This is a genomic window from Pseudomonas sp. TH34 (assembly GCF_016650865.1).
In the GTDB taxonomy this organism is placed as follows: domain Bacteria; phylum Pseudomonadota; class Gammaproteobacteria; order Pseudomonadales; family Pseudomonadaceae; genus Aquipseudomonas; species Aquipseudomonas yamanorum.
In genome coordinates, this window is record NZ_JAEKFB010000022.1 from 230,619 (window position 1) to 248,360 (window position 17,742).

The 17,742-nt window shown below is 61.3% G+C and carries 17 protein-coding genes; 4 read left to right on the forward strand and 13 right to left on the reverse strand.

Features of this window, described 5'->3' with window-relative positions; translation table 11 throughout:
• Positions 1-61 precede the first annotated feature (61 nt).
• Both lpxH and JFU58_RS17835 read right to left on the reverse strand, forming a co-directional pair.
• Positions 62-811: a UDP-2,3-diacylglucosamine diphosphatase gene (gene lpxH / locus JFU58_RS17830; RefSeq protein WP_201141422.1), complete on the reverse strand. Its 750-nt coding sequence runs from the start codon at positions 809-811 to the stop codon at positions 62-64.
• The gene (locus JFU58_RS17835; RefSeq protein ID WP_017476987.1) at positions 808-1,311 is read right to left on the reverse strand and encodes a peptidylprolyl isomerase; all 504 of its coding nucleotides are present in this window, start codon (positions 1,309-1,311) and stop codon (positions 808-810) included. The genes lpxH and JFU58_RS17835 overlap by 4 nt, the downstream gene beginning before the upstream one ends.
• A 246-nt stretch (positions 1,312-1,557) precedes the next feature.
• On the opposite strand from JFU58_RS17835, the gene JFU58_RS17840 reads away from it, so the two are divergent.
• Both JFU58_RS17840 and cysS read left to right on the forward strand, forming a co-directional pair.
• Positions 1,558-3,258, forward strand: coding sequence for a glutamine--tRNA ligase/YqeY domain fusion protein (locus JFU58_RS17840; protein ID WP_201141425.1), 1,701 nt, complete (start codon positions 1,558-1,560; stop codon positions 3,256-3,258).
• Positions 3,259-3,278: 20 nt separating this feature from the next.
• A complete protein-coding gene (gene cysS, locus JFU58_RS17845; protein ID WP_008432427.1) occupies positions 3,279-4,667 on the forward strand; it encodes a cysteine--tRNA ligase in 1,389 nt (462 codons plus the stop codon).
• A 254-nt stretch (positions 4,668-4,921) separates the two neighbouring features.
• On the opposite strand, the gene JFU58_RS17850 is transcribed toward cysS, so the two are convergent.
• The gene (locus tag JFU58_RS17850; protein ID WP_201141426.1) at positions 4,922-5,473 is read right to left on the reverse strand and encodes a dihydrofolate reductase family protein; all 552 of its coding nucleotides are present in this window, start codon (positions 5,471-5,473) and stop codon (positions 4,922-4,924) included.
• 160 nt (positions 5,474-5,633) lie between these two features.
• Between JFU58_RS17850 and lepB the strand changes: the two genes are divergently transcribed.
• Positions 5,634-6,302 carry a signal peptidase I gene (gene lepB, locus JFU58_RS17855; protein WP_063028692.1) on the forward strand — a complete coding sequence of 223 codons (669 nt, stop codon included), beginning with the start codon at positions 5,634-5,636 and terminating at the stop codon, positions 6,300-6,302.
• An 8-nt stretch (positions 6,303-6,310) separates the two neighbouring features.
• On the opposite strand, the gene JFU58_RS17860 is transcribed toward lepB, so the two are convergent.
• The 10 genes from JFU58_RS17860 to JFU58_RS17905 all read right to left on the reverse strand — a co-directional run bounded on the left by JFU58_RS17860 (position 6,311) and on the right by JFU58_RS17905 (position 15,972).
• On the reverse strand, positions 6,311-6,898 hold the full coding sequence (locus tag JFU58_RS17860) for a TetR/AcrR family transcriptional regulator (RefSeq protein ID WP_201141428.1): 588 nt from the start codon (positions 6,896-6,898) through the stop codon (positions 6,311-6,313).
• Positions 6,899-6,928: 30 nt separating this feature from the next.
• The gene (locus JFU58_RS17865; protein WP_177071038.1) at positions 6,929-7,681 is read right to left on the reverse strand and encodes a 3-oxoacyl-ACP reductase family protein; all 753 of its coding nucleotides are present in this window, start codon (positions 7,679-7,681) and stop codon (positions 6,929-6,931) included.
• Between the two features lie 134 nt (positions 7,682-7,815).
• Positions 7,816-8,745, reverse strand: a complete 930-nt coding sequence (locus JFU58_RS17870; protein WP_063028698.1) for a tetratricopeptide repeat protein — start codon at positions 8,743-8,745, stop codon at positions 7,816-7,818.
• A 115-nt stretch (positions 8,746-8,860) separates the two neighbouring features.
• Positions 8,861-9,796: an alpha/beta hydrolase gene (locus JFU58_RS17875; RefSeq protein ID WP_201141430.1), complete on the reverse strand. Its 936-nt coding sequence runs from the start codon at positions 9,794-9,796 to the stop codon at positions 8,861-8,863.
• A 106-nt stretch (positions 9,797-9,902) separates the two neighbouring features.
• Positions 9,903-10,271 (reverse strand): Na+/H+ antiporter subunit G, encoded by a 369-nt coding sequence (locus JFU58_RS17880; protein ID WP_003211753.1) that lies wholly within the window; start codon positions 10,269-10,271, stop codon positions 9,903-9,905.
• The gene (locus tag JFU58_RS17885) at positions 10,268-10,546 is read right to left on the reverse strand and encodes a K+/H+ antiporter subunit F (RefSeq protein ID WP_003211751.1); all 279 of its coding nucleotides are present in this window, start codon (positions 10,544-10,546) and stop codon (positions 10,268-10,270) included. Before JFU58_RS17885 ends, JFU58_RS17880 begins: the two co-directional genes overlap by 4 nt.
• A complete protein-coding gene (locus JFU58_RS17890; protein WP_177071035.1) occupies positions 10,543-11,031 on the reverse strand; it encodes a Na+/H+ antiporter subunit E in 489 nt (162 codons plus the stop codon). The genes JFU58_RS17885 and JFU58_RS17890 overlap by 4 nt, the downstream gene beginning before the upstream one ends.
• A complete protein-coding gene (locus tag JFU58_RS17895) occupies positions 11,028-12,710 on the reverse strand; it encodes a monovalent cation/H+ antiporter subunit D (protein WP_177071034.1) in 1,683 nt (560 codons plus the stop codon). The genes JFU58_RS17890 and JFU58_RS17895 overlap by 4 nt, the downstream gene beginning before the upstream one ends.
• Positions 12,707-13,051: a Na+/H+ antiporter subunit C gene (locus tag JFU58_RS17900; protein WP_003192163.1), complete on the reverse strand. Its 345-nt coding sequence runs from the start codon at positions 13,049-13,051 to the stop codon at positions 12,707-12,709. The genes JFU58_RS17895 and JFU58_RS17900 overlap by 4 nt, the downstream gene beginning before the upstream one ends.
• Positions 13,051-15,972, reverse strand: coding sequence for a monovalent cation/H+ antiporter subunit A (locus JFU58_RS17905; protein WP_063028706.1), 2,922 nt, complete (start codon positions 15,970-15,972; stop codon positions 13,051-13,053). The genes JFU58_RS17900 and JFU58_RS17905 overlap by 1 nt, the downstream gene beginning before the upstream one ends.
• A gap of 187 nt (positions 15,973-16,159) precedes the next feature.
• Here JFU58_RS17905 and JFU58_RS17910 point away from each other — a divergent pair, with 187 nt between their 5' ends.
• A complete protein-coding gene (locus tag JFU58_RS17910) occupies positions 16,160-17,737 on the forward strand; it encodes an ATP-binding cassette domain-containing protein (protein WP_201141432.1) in 1,578 nt (525 codons plus the stop codon).
• Positions 17,738-17,742 lie beyond the last annotated feature (5 nt).

Genomic DNA, 17,742 nt, shown 5'->3' on the forward strand with positions numbered 1-17,742 from the left:
AAGGTCGTGACGCAGAGCGTCACAGGATGCATTCCCACGCAGAGCGTGGGAACGATCTGGGTCAAGCGCCGGGCAGTGCCAACTGCGGATTGACGAAGTCAAACGCCGCCAGTTGAAACCCTTGCTCATCCACCTGCAACGCCCACCCTTGCTTGTCCCAATCCCCCAGCACAATGCGCTTGGCCGATTGCTCGCCAATCTGCAGCTTGTGAATCGCCGGGCGGTGGGTGTGGCCATGCACCAACGTACGCACGCCGAACTGCTGCATCACCCTCGGCACTTCCTCAGGTGTCACATCGACAATATCGTTGGCCTTCATCCGCACCTGGGCGCTGCTTTCACTGCGCAGCTTGCGCGCCAGCTTGTGCCGCGCGCCCAAGGGCAGGTGGCGCAGGATGAACAGGGTGATGGGGTTACGCAGGATGCGCCGCAGCTTCATATAGCCAAGGTCGCGGGTACACAGGCTGTCGCCGTGCATCAACAGCACGGGCTCGCCGTAAAACTGCACCACACTCGGGTCCTTGAGCAAGGTTGCGCCTGCGGCTTTGCAGAACGCCTTGCCGATCAGGAAATCCCGGTTGCCATGCATGATGAAAATCTGGGTGCCGCTGTCGCTCAGCTCGCGCAGAGCCTGGCAAATCGAACGCTGGAAGGGCGTCATCCCATCGTCGCCAATCCAGGCTTCAAAGAAGTCCCCCAGAATGTACAACGCCTGGGCGGAACGGGCGCGGCCGTTCAATAAATCCAGAAACGCCCGGGTTATGTCCGGGCGCTCCTCTTCCAGATGCAAATCTGAAATCAGCAATATCACTCAACGATCTCGGCTTTCTCGACGATAACGTCTTCTACCGGTACGTCCTGGTGACCTGCCTTGCCGGTGGTTTGCACACCCTTGATCTTGTCGACAACGTCGGTGCCTGCGGTGACTTTACCGAATACCGCGTAGCCCCAGCCCTGCACGTTCTTGCCGCTGTGGTTCAGGAAGGTGTTGTCGGCGACGTTGATGAAGAACTGCGCGGAGGCCGAATGCGGCTCCATGGTACGGGCCATGGCGACGGTGTACTTGTCGTTGGAAAGGCCGTTGTCCGCTTCGTTCTGGATGCTTGGACGCTTGTCTTTCTTTTCTTTCATGCCAGGCTCGAAACCGCCGCCCTGGACCATGAAGTTGCCGATGACACGGTGGAAAACAGTGTTTTCGTAGTGGCCGGCTTTAACGTACTCGATGAAGTTGGCGACGGTGATCGGCGCTTTCTCGGCGTTCAGCTCGATGACGATGTCACCGTGGTTGGTGGTCAGTTTGACTTGAGTCATGTTCACTACTCTTTCAAGGAATTCGTGGGTTTGGGCGTTTTGCGCCTTACCTGCTTGGCAAAAACGGCAGCCAAGGCGCGCAGTTTAGCGTGACCTGCGGGAATTTCGAGGTGGTTTTTTACCGCCTGTGCAATAAATGCAGCAGTTTTTGGCCACGCTCTGTCAGGGCCTTGACAGCATCGGCTATGATAAGCCCTTTGTTTGTCGGCCTCACCCGGCCAAGTACTTCGTCTGTTCAAGGATCCTATGAGCAAGCCCACTGTCGACCCTACCTCGAATTCCAAGGCCGGACCTGCCGTCCCGGTCAATTTCCTGCGCCCGATCATCCAGGCGGACCTGGATTCGGGCAAGCACACGCAGATCGTCACCCGCTTCCCGCCTGAGCCCAACGGTTACCTGCACATCGGCCACGCCAAGTCGATCTGTGTGAACTTCGGCCTGGCCCAGGAGTTCGGTGGCGTCACGCACCTGCGTTTCGACGACACCAACCCGGCCAAGGAAGACCAGGAATACATCGACGCCATCGAAAGCGACATCAAGTGGCTGGGCTTCGAATGGTCCGGTGAAGTGCGCTATGCCTCCAAGTATTTCGACCAGTTGTTCGACTGGGCTGTCGAGTTGATCAAGGCCGGCAAGGCCTACGTTGACGACCTGACCCCGGAGCAAGCCAAGGAATTCCGTGGCACCCTGACCGAGCCGGGCAAGAACAGCCCGTTCCGCGACCGTTCGGTGGAAGAGAACCTGGACTGGTTCAACCGCATGCGCGCCGGCGAGTTCCCGGACGGCGCCCGCGTACTGCGCGCCAAGATCGACATGGCCTCGCCGAACATGAACCTGCGCGACCCGATCATGTACCGCATCCGCCACGCCCATCACCACCAGACCGGTGACAAGTGGTGCATCTACCCGAACTACGACTTTACCCACGGTCAGTCGGACGCCATCGAAGGCATCACCCACTCCATCTGCACCCTGGAGTTCGAAAGCCACCGTCCGCTGTACGAATGGTTCCTGGACAGCCTGCCGGTACCGGCGCACCCGCGTCAGTACGAGTTCAGCCGCCTGAACCTGAACTACACCATCACCAGCAAGCGCAAGCTCAAGCAACTGGTCGATGAAAAGCACGTGTTTGGCTGGGACGACCCGCGCATGTCGACGCTGTCGGGTTTCCGCCGCCGTGGCTACACCCCGGCGTCGATCCGCAATTTCTGCGAGATGGTCGGCACCAACCGCTCCGACGGCGTGGTCGACTACGGCATGCTCGAGTTCAGCATCCGTCAGGACCTCGACGCGAACGCCCCGCGCGCCATGTGCGTGCTGCGTCCGTTGAAAGTCGTGATCACCAACTACCCGGAAGACCAGGTCGAAAACCTCGAACTGCCGCGTCATCCGCAGAAAGAAGAACTCGGCGTGCGCAAGCTGCCGTTCGCTCGTGAAATCTACATCGACCGCGATGACTTCATGGAAGAGCCGCCAAAAGGCTACAAGCGCCTGGAGCCGAACGGCGAAGTGCGCCTGCGCGGCAGCTACGTGATCCGTGCCGACGAAGCGATCAAGGACGCCGATGGCAACATCGTCGAACTGCGTTGCTCCTACGACCCGGAAACCCTGGGCAAGAACCCGGAAGGCCGCAAGGTCAAAGGTGTGGTGCACTGGGTGCCGGCTGCGGCCAGCGTCGAATGCGAAGTGCGCCTGTACGATCGCCTGTTCCGCTCGCCTAACCCCGAGAAGGCCGAAGACAGCGCCAGTTTCCTGGACAACATCAACCCTGACTCGCTGCAAGTTCTCACGGGTTGTCGTGCCGAGCCATCGCTTGGCGACGCACAGCCGGAAGACCGTTTCCAGTTCGAGCGCGAAGGTTACTTCTGCGCGGATATCAAGGACTCGAAACCCGGTGCTCCGGTATTCAACCGTACCGTGACCTTGCGTGATTCGTGGGGCCAGTGATTCTGTTTTAAGGAACTGTCGTGCTAACGATCTACAACACACTCAGCAAGACCAAAGAAGTCTTCAAGCCGCTGGATGGCAACAAGGTGCGCATGTACGTGTGCGGCATGACCGTGTACGACTACTGCCACATCGGCCACGGCCGCAGCATGGTTGCCTTCGACCTGGTGACCCGCTGGTTGCGTTTCAGTGGTTATGACCTGACGTATGTGCGCAACATCACCGACATCGACGACAAGATCATCAATCGCGCCAACGAAAACGGCGAGTCGTTCGACGCGCTGACCGAGCGCATGATTGCTGCGATGCACGAGGACGAGGCACGCCTTAACATCCTCAAGCCGGACATGGAACCGCGCGCCACGGACCATATCCCGGGCATGCATGCGATGATCCAGACCCTGATCGACAAGGGTTACGCCTACGCCCCGGGCAATGGCGACGTGTACTATCGCGTCGCCAAGTTCATGGGCTACGGCAAACTGTCGCGCAAGAAAATCGAAGACTTGCGCATCGGTGCGCGGATCGAAGTCGACGAAGCCAAGCAAGACCCGCTGGACTTCGTGCTGTGGAAAGGCACCAAGCCTGGCGAGCCGAGCTGGGAGTCGCCATGGGGCGCCGGGCGTCCGGGCTGGCACATCGAATGCTCGGTGATGTCCACCTGCTGCCTGGGCGAGACCTTCGACATTCATGGCGGCGGCAGCGACCTTGAGTTCCCGCACCACGAAAACGAAATCGCCCAAAGCGAAGCGGCCACCGGCAAGACCTACGCCAATGCCTGGATGCACTGCGGCATGATTCGCATCAATGGCGAGAAGATGTCCAAGTCCTTGAACAACTTCTTCACCATTCGCGACGTGCTGGAGAAATACCACCCGGAAGTGGTGCGCTACCTGTTGGTATCGAGCCACTACCGCAGCGCGATCAACTACTCGGAAGACAACCTCAAGGACGCCAAGGGCGCCCTTGAGCGGTTCTACCACGCGCTGAAAGGCCTGCCCTCCGTGGCGCCTGCGGGTGGCGAAGCGTTCGTGGCACGGTTTACCGAAGTGATGAACGATGACTTCGGTACGCCTGAAGCCTGCGCGGTGCTGTTTGAAATGGTGCGCGAGATCAACCGCCTGCGCGAGAGCGATCTCGACGCAGCGGCGGGGCTTGCCGCACGTTTGAAAGAGCTGGCAAGCGTGCTGGGCGTGCTGCAGATGGAAGCCGACGACTTCCTGCAGGCGGGCGCTGAAGGGCGTGTGGATGCCGCTGAAGTTGATGCGCTGATTCAGGCACGCTTGACTGCCCGGGCCAACAAGGACTGGGCGGAGTCCGACCGTATCCGTGACCAACTGACCGCGATGGGTGTGGTGTTGGAAGACGGGAAGGGCGGGACGACGTGGCGGTTGGCTGATCAGGCTTGATTGGTGAATGCTGAATGAAAAACGCCCCGACTGGTTCGGGGCGTTTTTTTGCCTATATATCCGTTATTCGGGTATTGGCTGCTATGGGGACCGCGCTTGCGGCGGACCACGGGCCAGACGCCTGTGCGGGGACATAGTTGACACATTCAAGGACAGATCAGGCCGGTTCAAGATCAAGCGAATAGCTGCTTAATGTGGGAGCTGGCTTGCCTGTGATGCAGACACCTCGATTCAACCCAATCGCTCAATGAGCATCAGCGCTTGCCACCGACCTCATACCGGCTTTGAACAAACTCGTTATCCGACGCATACGTGCCGATATGCCGAAGCTCATGCTCGCCACTCAACGGGCTGAACAAGGGGATCCCCTGACCCAGCACAACCGGAATACGCGTGATGATCATCTCGTCGATCAAACCCGCCTCAAGAAACGCCTGAATCGTCTGGCCTCCGTCGATATACAGGTGTTTCATCCCGCGGTCGGCCAACGCTGCCACGAGGCTGGTGACATCCTGGCTCACCACCTCAACCTTGCCCTTCAACTCCGCAGGTAGCTCAACCGATTGATGAGAGAGTGCTATGACCGGCGTGCCCTCATAGGGCCACTCCGGAAAGGACAACACTTTTTCCAGGGTCTTGCGGCCCATCACCAGCGCATCCACGGTGGCGATGAAGTGTTCATAGGTCACGCCGTTCAATTCGGCTCCTTCGTACTCAGGGCGATGAAGCCACTCGATATCACCGTCTGGCCGGGCAATAAAGCCGTCGACGCTGGCTGCGATAAAGACCGAACATTTGCTATCCATGGGGCGTGAAACTCCTTTTCTATGTGCTTGAAAATATCGACTGTCATGGGTCGGCAACGCTAATGTTAATTTAATCTTCCGATGCAATAAGCGAGCATTGCCAAAAATCACCGTGGGTACCCGGCGCAGGCCGGTGTCCCTTTTCGTATTGCGAGGATCTATGCGCCGTTGGTTAATCCGCTACCGTTACGCGATCATTTTCTGGCTGTGCTTCGGGGTTTTCCGCACCTCCCTGGCTGACTGGAATCCCATCCCTTCCGGTTCCATGCGCCCGACGTTACTTGAGGGTGATGTGGTGCTGGTCAACCGCGTCGCGTACGACCTCAAATTGCCCCTCACCGATATTTCCCTGGCGAGACTGGATAATCCCCAGCGCGGAGATGTCGTCACGTTCTCTTCGCCCAAGGACGGCACGCGCTTGATCAAACGCATCGTCGGCATCCCCGGCGATACCCTGGAAATGCGCGACGAGGTGTTGTGGGTCAACGGTACGCCGGCCACCTACAGTAATGGGCAGGACATCAGCGAGCCCATCGCTCCGGGCCACACGGTCCCGGGGATCAAGCTGACCGAGCGTGCGAACAACAGCCAGCGCACGATTCAGTTCATGCCGACGGTACGGGCGTTACGCGATTTCGGCCCGGTGGTGGTGCCGGCCGACAGTTACTTCATGCTGGGCGACAATCGCGATAACAGCGATGACTCCCGCTATATCGGGTTCGTGCCGCGTCGGCTGTTGATCGGGCATGCGCACCATGTCCTGGCGTCAGCGCAGATCCTGGATCATTGGATGCCACGATTGGGCCGATTTGGCGCGCCGATACTCTAGTGGGCTGATCACGCTTTTGCGCTCAGCGCCCGCAGTGCAAAACCCGCAATGCACTCCAGCTGCTCAGTAGTGGCGCCGCCCTTGCTGGCGATTTTCATGCCGCTGAGGGTGGCCATCAGAAAATCACACGCGCCCGAGAGATCGGTGCCGGCTGCCAATTCACCTTGTTGCTGCGCGCGCTCCAGGGTCTGTTCGAACGCATTGCGCAAACGGCCGGCGCTGTGGGCGGTGAGTTGATTGATTTCTTCATCACCCACGCCGAACTCGCAGATGGCATTGACCCCCATGCAACCCGCCGTTCCTTCCCGCAGGGCGCGGGTGGCGAAGGATTGCAGGGTGTCCTCCAGCGCCTGCAGCGGGGTCGGGCCCTGATTCAGGCGCTCGATCAAGTCGTCGACGCCGGTGCGCTGATACTCGGCCATCGCTAGCAGGTACAACTGGCGTTTGTCGCCAAAGGTGTTGTACATGCTCTGGCGGCTCAGCCCCATGGCCTGCATCAATTCTTCCGTTGAAGCCGCGGCAAAACCCTTGTCGCAGAAAACCCGGATGGCCTCGCGCAGCACCTGGTCGCGGTCGAATGCTCTGGGTCTTGCCATGGTTACCTCGGGGAAATTGCAGTTGATGGATCAGGCCAGGTAACCACCGTCGATGGTCATGCTGGCGCCGGTGACAAATGCCGCGTCTTCGGACGCGAGATAAGCAACCATTCCGGCAACATCGTCGGCAGTGCCCACGCGGCCCAAGGGGATCAGGCTTTTGATCATGTCCGCATGGGGCCCGTCTGCCGGGTTCATGTCGGTGCTGGTCGGGCCCGGTTGCACGTTGTTGACGGTGATGCCGCGCGGGGCGAAATCAATCGCCAGGCCGCGGATCATACCGGCGATCGCCGACTTCGTCATGCTGTAGACACTGGAGCCCGGGAAGCCCGAACGTTGAGCGACCACGCTGCCCACGGTGATGATCCGGTCACCGTTGTGCATCACCGGCGAGCAGGCCTTGGCCGCCGCAAACGTGGCTCGCACATTGACCGCAAACATCCGGTCGAAGTCTTCCAGGCTGAAGGTGTCGACGGTGCCCATCAGGAGGATCCCGGCGTTGTTGACCAGGATATTCAAGGCGCCGAAATGCTCGACGGTGGTCGCGACCGCCCGTTCTATCGCCCCCACATCGGCGCTGTCGGCCTGAATCGCCAAGGCTTTTCCGCCCTTGCTTTCGATCAGGCCAACCAGCGCTTGTGCCTTGTCGACAGAGGAGGAATAAGTAAACGCGACCGCTGCACCTTCAGATGCAAGCCGGCGGACAATCGCTTCGCCGATACCGCGGGAACCGCCGGTGACCAGGGCGACTTTATGGTTGAAGCGAGGGGTGTGAGCTGTCATGGGGGAGGCCTGAGGTTTAGTGGATTAAATAATCCACTAAACCGTACCAGCCTGGAAATACTTAGCCAAGCTGTTTTTGGATTAATTAATCTTTAACTGCCGGATGTGCTCTCGAATCCGTCATCAGTCGCCGGTCATTTCAGGTCGCTGTAGGTCAACCTGAATTCCGACAGCGCCGGGTGCTCGGTTTTCCACTGGCGGCCATACGCCTTGGCCGTGTCTATTTCCTCGGTATTCAACGCGCTGCCCAGCTGTTGCAGGTAGCCTGCGGCTTCGCCGTGCCGAGGGTTCTGCCGGGTACTGTCCATGACCAGCCAGTACAGCCCATAGGCGTGGATTTTGTTCTCGGGATAGTGATAGCGGTTGGTGCCATTTTCATCGATATCGAAGCCGCCGAGCGCACCGGCATAGGTCATGACGCCATCGAGATCATTCAGCGCAAGCCGTTTTTCCAGGTGTATGCGCTGGTAGGAGAGGTTGTGGTAATAGGTCTGCATGTTGGCCAGCCACTTCATCGCCGGCGGGAAGCCCTTGAAGGCCGCGTACCTGAGCATGGAGTCGCGGTTGTCACTGGCCTCCGGGTTTTTGTTATACAGCAGCGCTGCAATGTAATAGGCCTCGGCGCAGCCGGCATCACCTGCCTTTCTCAGCCACGAGCGGTCTTTGGTCAGTTCATACAGCTGCAGCATCGCCTCGCCGTCGCCAGCATCGGCGCCTGCCTGGGCGAGGGTCTTGGCCTTGGCCAGGTTGGTTTCGCCACCCAGGCGCATCAGGGCGTACACATGATCCTGGGCGGCGGCCAGGCGGTACCACGCCTGGGCATCGGGGCCGACACTGCCGACCCGGCGCCGGATGGCTTCGCCCAGGGCATATTGGGACGGCGCATCGCCGGCCGAGGCGGAGATGGTCAAAGGGGTTTCGCACTCTTCGAATTCACCGAGTTGATACAACTCGAGACCCCGCTGCTTGGCTGCCTGTTGCTGGCTCGTCAAATGTGAAATCAGCGCATTCAGCGCGTTGAGCAAATCAAACAGCGTGGTCAGTGCATCGGAATGGGTATACATGATCATTACCTGTATCGGGATACGTTGTCCGATAAAGGTAGGTGGGGCGGTGGGGACCCAGGTGACAGATAATTATCGGCAGGAGCGCTGCCTTTCCCGCGCTCTGCGCAACCACTCAAGCGCTACGGCTGCCACGTATTGCCTGGTCCAGAAACAACGCCGCATTCGCCACAGCCTGCATGCCTTCGGGCAAGATTGCCGCAAACAAATGCCAGACATGAAACATCCCGGGCCAAACCTCCAGCGACACGCGTACCCGGTTTTCCCCCAGATGGGTGGCCAGGCGCATGGCGTCGCTGAGCATGACTTCGTTTTCGCCGATCTGCACCAGAATGGGCGGCAATCCCCGGACGTCCGCGAACACCGGCGATGCATCGGGATCATTCGGCAGCGCACCATTGAGAAACGCTTTTGCAAGCAGCGTCAGCCCCAGGCGGGAGGCTTGCGGGTCGAGGCCGTCACGGTTGTCGATTGAGGCGCCGGTGTGTTCCAGGTTGGCCCACGGCGACAAGGCGGCGCCCCCGGCGGGCAGTGGCAGGCCTGCGTTGCGGGCCTTGACCATCACCGACACCACCATCGCGCCGCCGGCCGAATCGCCCGAGAACACGATGGACCTGGGGTCATTGCCTTGGTCGAGCAGCCAGCGATAGGCCTGCAACGTGTCATCAATAGGCACGGGGAACGGATGCTCGGGCGCCAGGCGGTAGTCGGGCAGGTAGACCTTTGCACCCAGCAGTTTTGCGAAGTGGCCGGCAAGGCCCAGGTAGCCCCGCGGGCTGCCGCCGACATAACCACCGCCGTGGATGTAAAGCAGCACCCGGTCACCCTCAAGCCCATCAGGCACGACCATCATGCCCGGTACGCCACCCATATCGACGTCACAAAAGCTGACACCGGCGGGAATCGGATGGGAACAAAGCACCTGCTCATAAGCCTTGCGCTGCTCGTTGAGGGTGAGGGTGGTTTCCTGGCCCGAGAGAAATGGGCCAAAGTCAGCGGCGCAGGCAACCCACGCGTCGAGATGGGCCTGGACAAGGGGAGTGAATGCCATGGGGGAGAACCTCATAAAGTGATCCCGATACCGGGATTAGCGATTGAGGTTCTATTTTATGGATTCTATTGGAGAACGGATTTCACCACTGCGGCGCCTGCCGGGATCAGCTGCCGCTGTCAGTGCGACGGCTGCTGACTTCAGCCGGCACATCATCCCCGGCCATGCGCTTGCGGAACAACGCGGTGCGTGCCAGCAGCAACGTGGTCACCGGCACCGTGATCGATAGCAGAATCGGGATCAACCAACCGTGCAACACCGGCCCGGACTTGAGCACCGAAAAATAGATGATCGAGGCCAGCGCCACACACCAGGCGCCCAAGGTCGAGGCCAACGCCGGCGGGTGCATGCGCTGGAAGAAGTCTTTCATCCGCAACAACCCAATCGCCCCAATCAGCGCAAACAGGCTGCTCAGCACCAACAATACCGCGACGATCACTTCAACCCACAGCGGTAACACATCGACATTGATCATTCGATCACCTCCCCACGCAGCAGGAATTTCGCCAGGGCAAACGACCCCACAAAACCAAACAGCGCAATCAACAACGCCGCTTCAAAATACGTGTCACTGGCATACCGAATGCCCAGCACCAGCATCATCAGCATGGCCAGGATGTACAGATAATCCAGTGCCAGCACCCGGTCCTGGGCCGACGGGCCTTTGAACAGGCGCACCAGGGTCAGCACCATGGCCAGGGAGAACAGGAACAGGCTGAACAGGATCGCATTGGAGAGCAGGGCGCTCATTCGAAGATCTCCATCAGGGGCCGTTCGTAGGCGTGTTTGAAGTGCTCGATAAACTGCGCTTCGTCATCCAGGTCGAACACGTGGATCAGCAGGATGCTGCGGTCCAGGGCCAGTTCCGACCACACGGTGCCCGGCGTTACGCTGGTAATCATCGCCAGCACGGCCAGGCCGTTTGCATCCCGCAGGTCCAGCGGGATCTTGATAAAGCGCGAACGCGGCGGGCGCGAGCCGCAGGTCAGGATGCCCCAGGCCACGGCAAGGTTGGAGATGATCACGTCACGCCCTACCAGGAAGAACAAACGGATGATCACCCCCGGGCGGCGGATGCGGATCGGCAACGGGCGCAATGGCGCCATCATCAGCGGTGCGGCAAAACCGAGAATCGCACCCAGCAGCAGGTTGCCGGGGCTGACGGACAGGTTCAACACCAGCCACAACAACCACAGTGCCAACGATAGCCACGGGGCAGGGAACAGACGCTTCATGGCTGCATCTCCAATGCGGCGGCCTTGGCTTCAGGGCTCGGCACCGGGCGCGTCGCCATGACCGCCATCACGTAATGCTCCGGGTTGTTCAGGCTTTCGGCGGCGGCCTGGGTGTAGCGCATCAGCGGCTCGGCCTTGAAGGTCAGGGCGATGCTCAGGCCCAGCAGGAAGAAAATCGGCACACACTCGAAGCGGCGCAACAGCGGCGACGGGCGTTCTTCCGGGGTCCAGAAGCGCTGGATGCCAAGGCGGGCGAAGGCGATCAGCGAGGCCAGGCCGGAGAAGATCAACAGCGCCACCAGGCCCCACGCCGCCGGGCGTACCGGTTCGTCGATGGCGTTGCCCAGGCCCATCGGGTTGATCAACGCGCTGAGCAGGCTGAGCTTGCCGATAAACCCGGACAGCGGCGGCATGCCGATGATCAGCAGGGCACAGGCGATAAAGCTCAGGCCGAGGAAGGCCACCGTCCAGGGAATGACCTGGCCTACGACGGCTTTCTGCTCATCGTCGAGGTTGGTGCCGGGCGGTGGATGCAGGGATTCCATGGCCTTGGGCAGGGCTTCGATTTCGTCGTCCAGGGGCATGTCGTTGGCCGAGCGCGAACGCTCGATCAGCTCGGCCAGCAGGAACAGTGCGCTCAGCGCCAGGGTGGAACTGACCAGGTAAAACAGCGCCCCGGCCGTCAGGCTTGGCTGGGCAAACCCCACCGCCGACAGCAGGATCCCGGCGGACACCAGAATGCTCAGGCTGGCCATGCGTTCCAGGCGTTGCGCGGCGATCATCGCCAGCGCCGCGCAGACGATGGTCGCCATGCCGCCGTAGATCAGCCAGTCGCCGCCAAACAGCGCCGAGGCCCCGGCCTGGCCGGAGAACAGCAGGTTCCACAGGCGCAGTACGGTGTACACGCCGACCTTGGTCATGATCGCAAACATCGCCGCCACCGGCGCACTCGCCGAGGAGTAGGCGGGTGCCAGCCAGAAGTTCAGCGGCCACATGCCGGCCTTGGCCAGGAAGGCGACGGCGAGGATACCTGCACCGGCGTGCAGCAGGCCGCGATCGGCCTCCGGTACCAGGGGGATTTTCAGTGCCAGGTCGGCAAAGTTCAGGGTGCCGGTGACGCCATAGATCAGCGCCGCACCAATCAGGAACAAGGTCGAGGCCAGCAGGTTGATCGAGATGTAATGCAGCCCCGCCGACACCCGCGCCCGGCCGGAGCCGTGAAGCATCAGGCCGTAGGAGGCCGCCAGCAGCACCTCGAAAAACACGAACAGGTTGAACAGGTCGGCGGTCAGGAAGGCGCCATACAGGCCCATCAACTGAATCTGGAACAGCGCATGGAAACTGGTGCCGGCCCGATCCCAACGGGCCATGGCGAACAGCAGGGCGCTGACGCCGATGATCCCGGTGAGTACCAGCATCATCGCCGACAGTTGGTCCACCACCAGCACGATGCCGAACGGCACTTGCCAGTTGCCCGGCAGGTACACGCCGATGGAGCCGGGGCCGCCTTTCTGGGTCCAGTACAGCAACAGCACGGCGATGCCGAGGCCGACCATGCTGGAGAACAGGTTGATTCGCGCCTTGAGCGGGCGGTGTTTCTCGCCGAGCATCAGCATCAGCGCGGCGGTCAGCAACGGCAGCAGGATCGGTGCGATGATCAGTTGATTCATCCAGGTCATTCCTTGGGCTCCCGGCCGTCTACATGGTCAGTGCCGGTCAGGCCCCGGGACGCCAGCAGCACCACCAGGAACAACGCAGTCATGGCGAAGCTGATCACGATCGCCGTCAGCACCAGGGCCTGGGGCAGCGGGTCGGTGTAGTTGAGCAGGTCTTGCGGCACGCCGTCCTTGATGATCGGCTCCTTGCCGATAAACAGGCTGCCCATGCTGAAGATGAACAGGTTGACCCCGTAGGACAGCAGGCACAGGCCCATCACCACCTGGAACGTCCGTGGCCGCAGGATCAGCCAGACGCCGGAGGCCGCCAGGACCCCAATGGCAATTGCGATGACTTCTTCCATCAGGCGGCTCCTCCTTGGCTGGCAACGGCTTTCGCCTGGTTGCTGGGTTTATGGGCACGCACCGATTGGTGGCCCAGGGCGGTGAGCATCAGCAAGGTCGAGCCGACCACCATGGCGTACACGCCGACGTCGAAGAACAGTGCGCTGGCGACGTGGATGTCCCCCAGCACCGGCAGGCTGAAGTGCCAGGTGTGGGTGGTGAGGAACGGGTAACCGGCGAGCAGTGCGCCGAGCCCGGTCAGGGTTGCGGATAACAAGCCAAAGCCCATCCAGCGCATCGGTCGCAGGCTCATCTGTGCCTCGACCCACTGGGTACCGGCGACCATGTATTGCAGGATGAACGCGACGGACATCACCAGCCCGGCGACAAATCCGCCGCCCGGTTGGTTGTGGCCGCGCATGAACAGGTAGAAGGAGACAACCAGGGCAATCGGCAGCAGCAGGCGCACCAGCACCGCCGGCACCATCATGAAGCCCAGGGCGGTGTCGCTGGCCTGGCGCGGGTTGACCAGGTCGGTGGCTACGTCGGGTGCCAACTGGCGCTGTTGCGCGGGCAATTCCATGCTTTCCTTCGACGGGCGGAAGCGGCGTAGCAGGGCGTAGACGGTCAGCGCCACGGCGCCGAGCACGGTGATTTCGCCCAGGGTGTCGAACCCACGGAAGTCCACGAGCATCACGTTCACCACATTGCTGCCGCCGCCTTCGGGCAGTGCGCGGCTGAGGTAGAACGAGGAGATGTCGTTGGGGGTCTGGCGGGTCAGCATCGCGTAGGAGAGCAGCGCCATTCCGCCACCGACCACGGTGGACAGGAGAAAGTCCCGCAGGCGGCGGATGCGTGCCTTGCGCAACGAGCTCGGCAGTGGCGAGACTTCTTCGATCCGCCGTGGCAGCCAGCGCAGGCCCAGCAGGATCAGCACCGTGGTGACCACTTCCACCACCAGTTGGGTCAGCGCCAGGTCCGGCGCGGAGAACCAGACGAAGGTCACGCAGGTCACCATCCCGCACACGCTGACCATGGTCAGGGCCGCCAGCCGGTGATACTTGGCTTGCCAGGCGGCGCCCAGGGCACAGGCGATCGCCAGCAACCAGAGGGTGACAAACACGATGGAACCCGGGATCTTCGGCCGGTCGCCCCAACTGATGCCGCTGTAGAGCATCGGGATCAACCCGGCGATCACCGCCGCCAGCACCAGTAGGAACAGCTGGGTTTGCAGGCGTTTGGTGCTGATGCGTTTTTCGATCTTGCGCACCCCGCGCATCATCACCACCAGGCAGCGCTCGAAGCCGCGCTTGCCGTTGAAGTAGCTGATGATCGGCGGGTATTTGAAGCGGCCCAGCTTGAGTTGCTTGCGCAGCAGCAGGTAGAGCACCACGCCGCCGGACATGGCCACCAGGCTCATGATCATCGGCGCGTTCCAGCCATGCCAGATCGCCAGGCTGTATTCCGGCAACTCGCCGCCGACCACGGGCAGGGCGGCTGCAGCGAGGATCGAACCCACCACCTGGGCCGGGAAAATCCCCACCAGCAGGCAGGTAAACACCAGCAACTCCACCGGTGCACGCATCCAGCGTGGTGGCTCGTGCGGAGTGTGAGGCAGGTTGGTGGCTTTAGGGCCGAAGAACACATCCACGGTAAAGCGCAGGGCATAGGCCACGCTGAAGGTGCCGGCGATGGTTGCGATGACCGGCAGGGCGATTTCCACCCAGGCGGTGGCGGAGATGAACACGGTTTCGGCGAAGAACATTTCCTTGGACAGGAAGCCGTTGAGCAGCGGCACGCCGGCCATGGACGCACTGGCGACCATCGCCAGCGTCGCAGTGAACGGAATCAGCTTCACCAAGCCGCTGAGCTTGCGAATGTCACGGGTGCCGCTTTCGTGGTCGATGATCCCCGCCGCCATGAACAGCGATGCCTTGAAGGTGGCGTGGTTGAGGATATGGAATACCGCGGCGACGGCGGCCAGCGGGCTGTTGAGGCCCAGCAGCAAGGTGATCAGCCCGAGGTGGCTGATGGTGGAGTAGGCCAGCAGGCCCTTGAGATCGTTCTGGAACATGGCGCAATAAGCGCCGAGCAGCAGGGTAATGGCGCCGGCACCGCCGACAATCCAGAACCACTCTTCGCTGCCGGACAGCGACGGCCACAGGCGGGCCAGCAGGAACACGCCGGCCTTCACCATCGTTGCCGAGTGCAGGTAGGCCGACACCGGCGTCGGTGCAGCCATGGCGTGGGGCAGCCAGAAGTGGAAGGGGAATTGTGCGCTTTTGCTCAGGGCGCCGATCAGCACCAGGGCGAGCATGATCGGGTACAGCGAATGGGCACGGATCTGATCACCGGCAGCCAGGACCTGGTCCAGGTCGTAGCTGCCGACGATATGCCCGAGCAGCATCACCCCCGCCAGCAGGCACAAACCGCCCGCGCCGGTGACCATCAGCGCCATATAGGCGCCGCGCCGGGCATCGGCACGGTGGTGCCAGTAGCCGATCAACAGGAACGAGAACAGGCTGGTGAGTTCCCAGAAAAACACGATCTGGATCAGGTTGCCGGAAATCACCAGGCCAAGCATGGCGCCCATAAACGCCAGGAAAAACGCGAAGAAACGCGGCACCGGGTCTTCCGGCGACATGTAATAACGGGCGTACAGCGACACCAAAGTCCCGATGCCCAGTACCAGCATCGAGAACAGCCAGGCAAAACCGTCCATGCGCAATACGAAGTTCAGCCCGAGGCTGGGCAACCACATGAATTCTTCACGTATCACGCCACCGTGGGCGATCTGGGGGTAGAGCAGGGCGACTTGAACCGTCCCGACCAGGGCAACGAGGCCGGCCAGCAGGGACTCTGTATTACGTGCGTTGTGCGGCAGCAAGGCCGCGAGACAGCTGCCGATAAAGGGCAGAAGCAGTAGAACTATCAGGGACATAGGCTTCTAATCTGCGGGAGTTTGGGATGCATCATACGTGCCGGAATCTTGATCACCAAACGGCAAGATGTGGCAGGATCCTACAAGGTAGGCTGAAAAAGACTGTTTGGCATTGTTTCAATGCCTGTATTCAGGGCAGGTATGCTGTTCAAAGGCTTTTTTTCAGCCTGTTACATAAGGACGTGTGATGACCCAGCGATTGCTCCACCTTGACCATGTCGCCTACAGCCTGCCGGACGGACGCAGCCTGTTCGACAACCTGAACCATGCCTTCAGCGCCCGGGCGACCGGCCTCGTGGGGGCCAATGGGACTGGCAAGTCCTTGTTGGGCGCAATGCTCGCGGGCACCCTGCAGCCCACCCGCGGGCATGTGCGCCGTGAGGGCAGTGTGTACGCGGTGACGCAACTGCTGGAGCCCGAGCGCTATCCCACCGTAGCGGCGCTGGCAGGTGTCGACCAAGTGCTGGGAGCGTTGGCGCGTATCACCGAGGGCAGTCTGGACGAACACGACCATGCACTGGCGGTTGATCAATGGGATTGCGCGCCTCGACTGGTGGCTGCCCTGGAACACATCGGCCTGGGGCACTTGACTGCCGACTCGCCCACCGCAGCCCTCAGTGGCGGCGAACGCCAGCGCGTCGCTTTGCTGGGCGCCTGGTTGTCCAGGGCAGACTGGTTGATCCTCGATGAGCCCAGCAACCACTTGGACATTGATCAGCAACACAAGCTTGCCCAGCAGATTGATCGCTGGTCCGGCGGCCTGGTGCTGATCAGCCATGATCGTGGATTGCTCGAGCACATGGACGAGATTGTCGAACTGTCGCCCACGGGCTTGGCGGTGTACGGCGGTAATTACAGCCACTATGCGGCGACACGGGAGCAGGAGCAGCAAGCGTTCCAGTCGGCGTTGCAGGGGGAGCGCGCGCACGCCAAACGTGAGCAGCGTGAAGCGGTCATCCAGATGGAGCGTCAGCAGCGCCGTAATGCCCGGGGCGACCGCCAGGCCCGGGATGGCAATCAGACCAAACTGATCACCAACGCCCAGAAAGAGCGCAGTGAAAACAGCCAGGGCAAGTTGCGCCTCAATCAGCAGCTGGCGCGTGAGCAGCAACAGCAGCGGATCGCCGAGGCGCGTGCACGGTGTGCGCCCGAGATCCAGCGCATGATGCTGTCGCCGGAAAGCGTGGTGCCCCAGGGCAAGCTGGTGTTGCAACTCAACGAGGTGGTGCTGCCGTTTGGCAGCCGCGCACCGATCAATCTGACCCTGACCGGCCCGATGCGCATGGCGATCGTGGGGGCCAATGGCAGCGGCAAGTCGAGCCTGTTGCGGGTGATCGCCGGCCAGTTGCCGGTGGCCGCCGGCGAGTTGGCGCGCAGTTGCCACATCGGCTGGCTGGATCAACACGCCGGATTGGAGCACCCCGAGCGCACGGCGGTGCAATGGCTTTACGAAAGTAATCCGCTACTGGCGGAAAGCGAAGCGCGTACCCGGCTGGCGCAAATGGGCATTGATGCTGACCGCGCGATGCTCGACACCTGCCAACTGAGCGGTGGCGAGCGCCTGAAAATTGCCCTGGCCGCGCAGCTCTACGCCCAGCGTCCGCCGCAATTGCTGTTGTTGGACGAACCCGATAACCATCTGGACTTGCCCAGCCGGATTGCCCTGGAGCAAATGCTCAATCAATACCAGGGTGCATTGATCGTGGTGTCCCATGACGAGGCGTTTCTACAGTCCATTAACCTGGACGGCGAGTTGCGCCTCTGAGGCGT

What these genes read in the sequence shown, in the direction of transcription:
- JFU58_RS17835 (WP_017476987.1), bottom strand. Translation starts at nt 1,311, where the DNA reads ATGACTCAAGTCAAACTGACCACCAACCACGGTGACATCGTCATCGAG.
- JFU58_RS17840 (WP_201141425.1), top strand. Translation starts at nt 1,558, where the DNA reads ATGAGCAAGCCCACTGTCGACCCTACCTCGAATTCCAAGGCCGGACCT.
- JFU58_RS17850 (WP_201141426.1), bottom strand. Translation starts at nt 5,473, where the DNA reads ATGGATAGCAAATGTTCGGTCTTTATCGCAGCCAGCGTCGACGGCTTT.
- lepB (WP_063028692.1), top strand. Translation starts at nt 5,634, where the DNA reads ATGCGCCGTTGGTTAATCCGCTACCGTTACGCGATCATTTTCTGGCTG.
- JFU58_RS17860 (WP_201141428.1), bottom strand. Translation starts at nt 6,898, where the DNA reads ATGGCAAGACCCAGAGCATTCGACCGCGACCAGGTGCTGCGCGAGGCC.
- JFU58_RS17865 (WP_177071038.1), bottom strand. Translation starts at nt 7,681, where the DNA reads ATGACAGCTCACACCCCTCGCTTCAACCATAAAGTCGCCCTGGTCACC.
- JFU58_RS17870 (WP_063028698.1), bottom strand. Translation starts at nt 8,745, where the DNA reads ATGTATACCCATTCCGATGCACTGACCACGCTGTTTGATTTGCTCAAC.
- JFU58_RS17875 (WP_201141430.1), bottom strand. Translation starts at nt 9,796, where the DNA reads ATGGCATTCACTCCCCTTGTCCAGGCCCATCTCGACGCGTGGGTTGCC.
- JFU58_RS17880 (WP_003211753.1), bottom strand. Translation starts at nt 10,271, where the DNA reads ATGATCAATGTCGATGTGTTACCGCTGTGGGTTGAAGTGATCGTCGCG.
- JFU58_RS17885 (WP_003211751.1), bottom strand. Translation starts at nt 10,546, where the DNA reads ATGAGCGCCCTGCTCTCCAATGCGATCCTGTTCAGCCTGTTCCTGTTC.
- JFU58_RS17890 (WP_177071035.1), bottom strand. Translation starts at nt 11,031, where the DNA reads ATGAAGCGTCTGTTCCCTGCCCCGTGGCTATCGTTGGCACTGTGGTTG.
- JFU58_RS17895 (WP_177071034.1), bottom strand. Translation starts at nt 12,710, where the DNA reads ATGACCTGGATGAATCAACTGATCATCGCACCGATCCTGCTGCCGTTG.
- JFU58_RS17900 (WP_003192163.1), bottom strand. Translation starts at nt 13,051, where the DNA reads ATGGAAGAAGTCATCGCAATTGCCATTGGGGTCCTGGCGGCCTCCGGC.
- JFU58_RS17905 (WP_063028706.1), bottom strand. Translation starts at nt 15,972, where the DNA reads ATGTCCCTGATAGTTCTACTGCTTCTGCCCTTTATCGGCAGCTGTCTC.
- JFU58_RS17910 (WP_201141432.1), top strand. Translation starts at nt 16,160, where the DNA reads ATGACCCAGCGATTGCTCCACCTTGACCATGTCGCCTACAGCCTGCCG.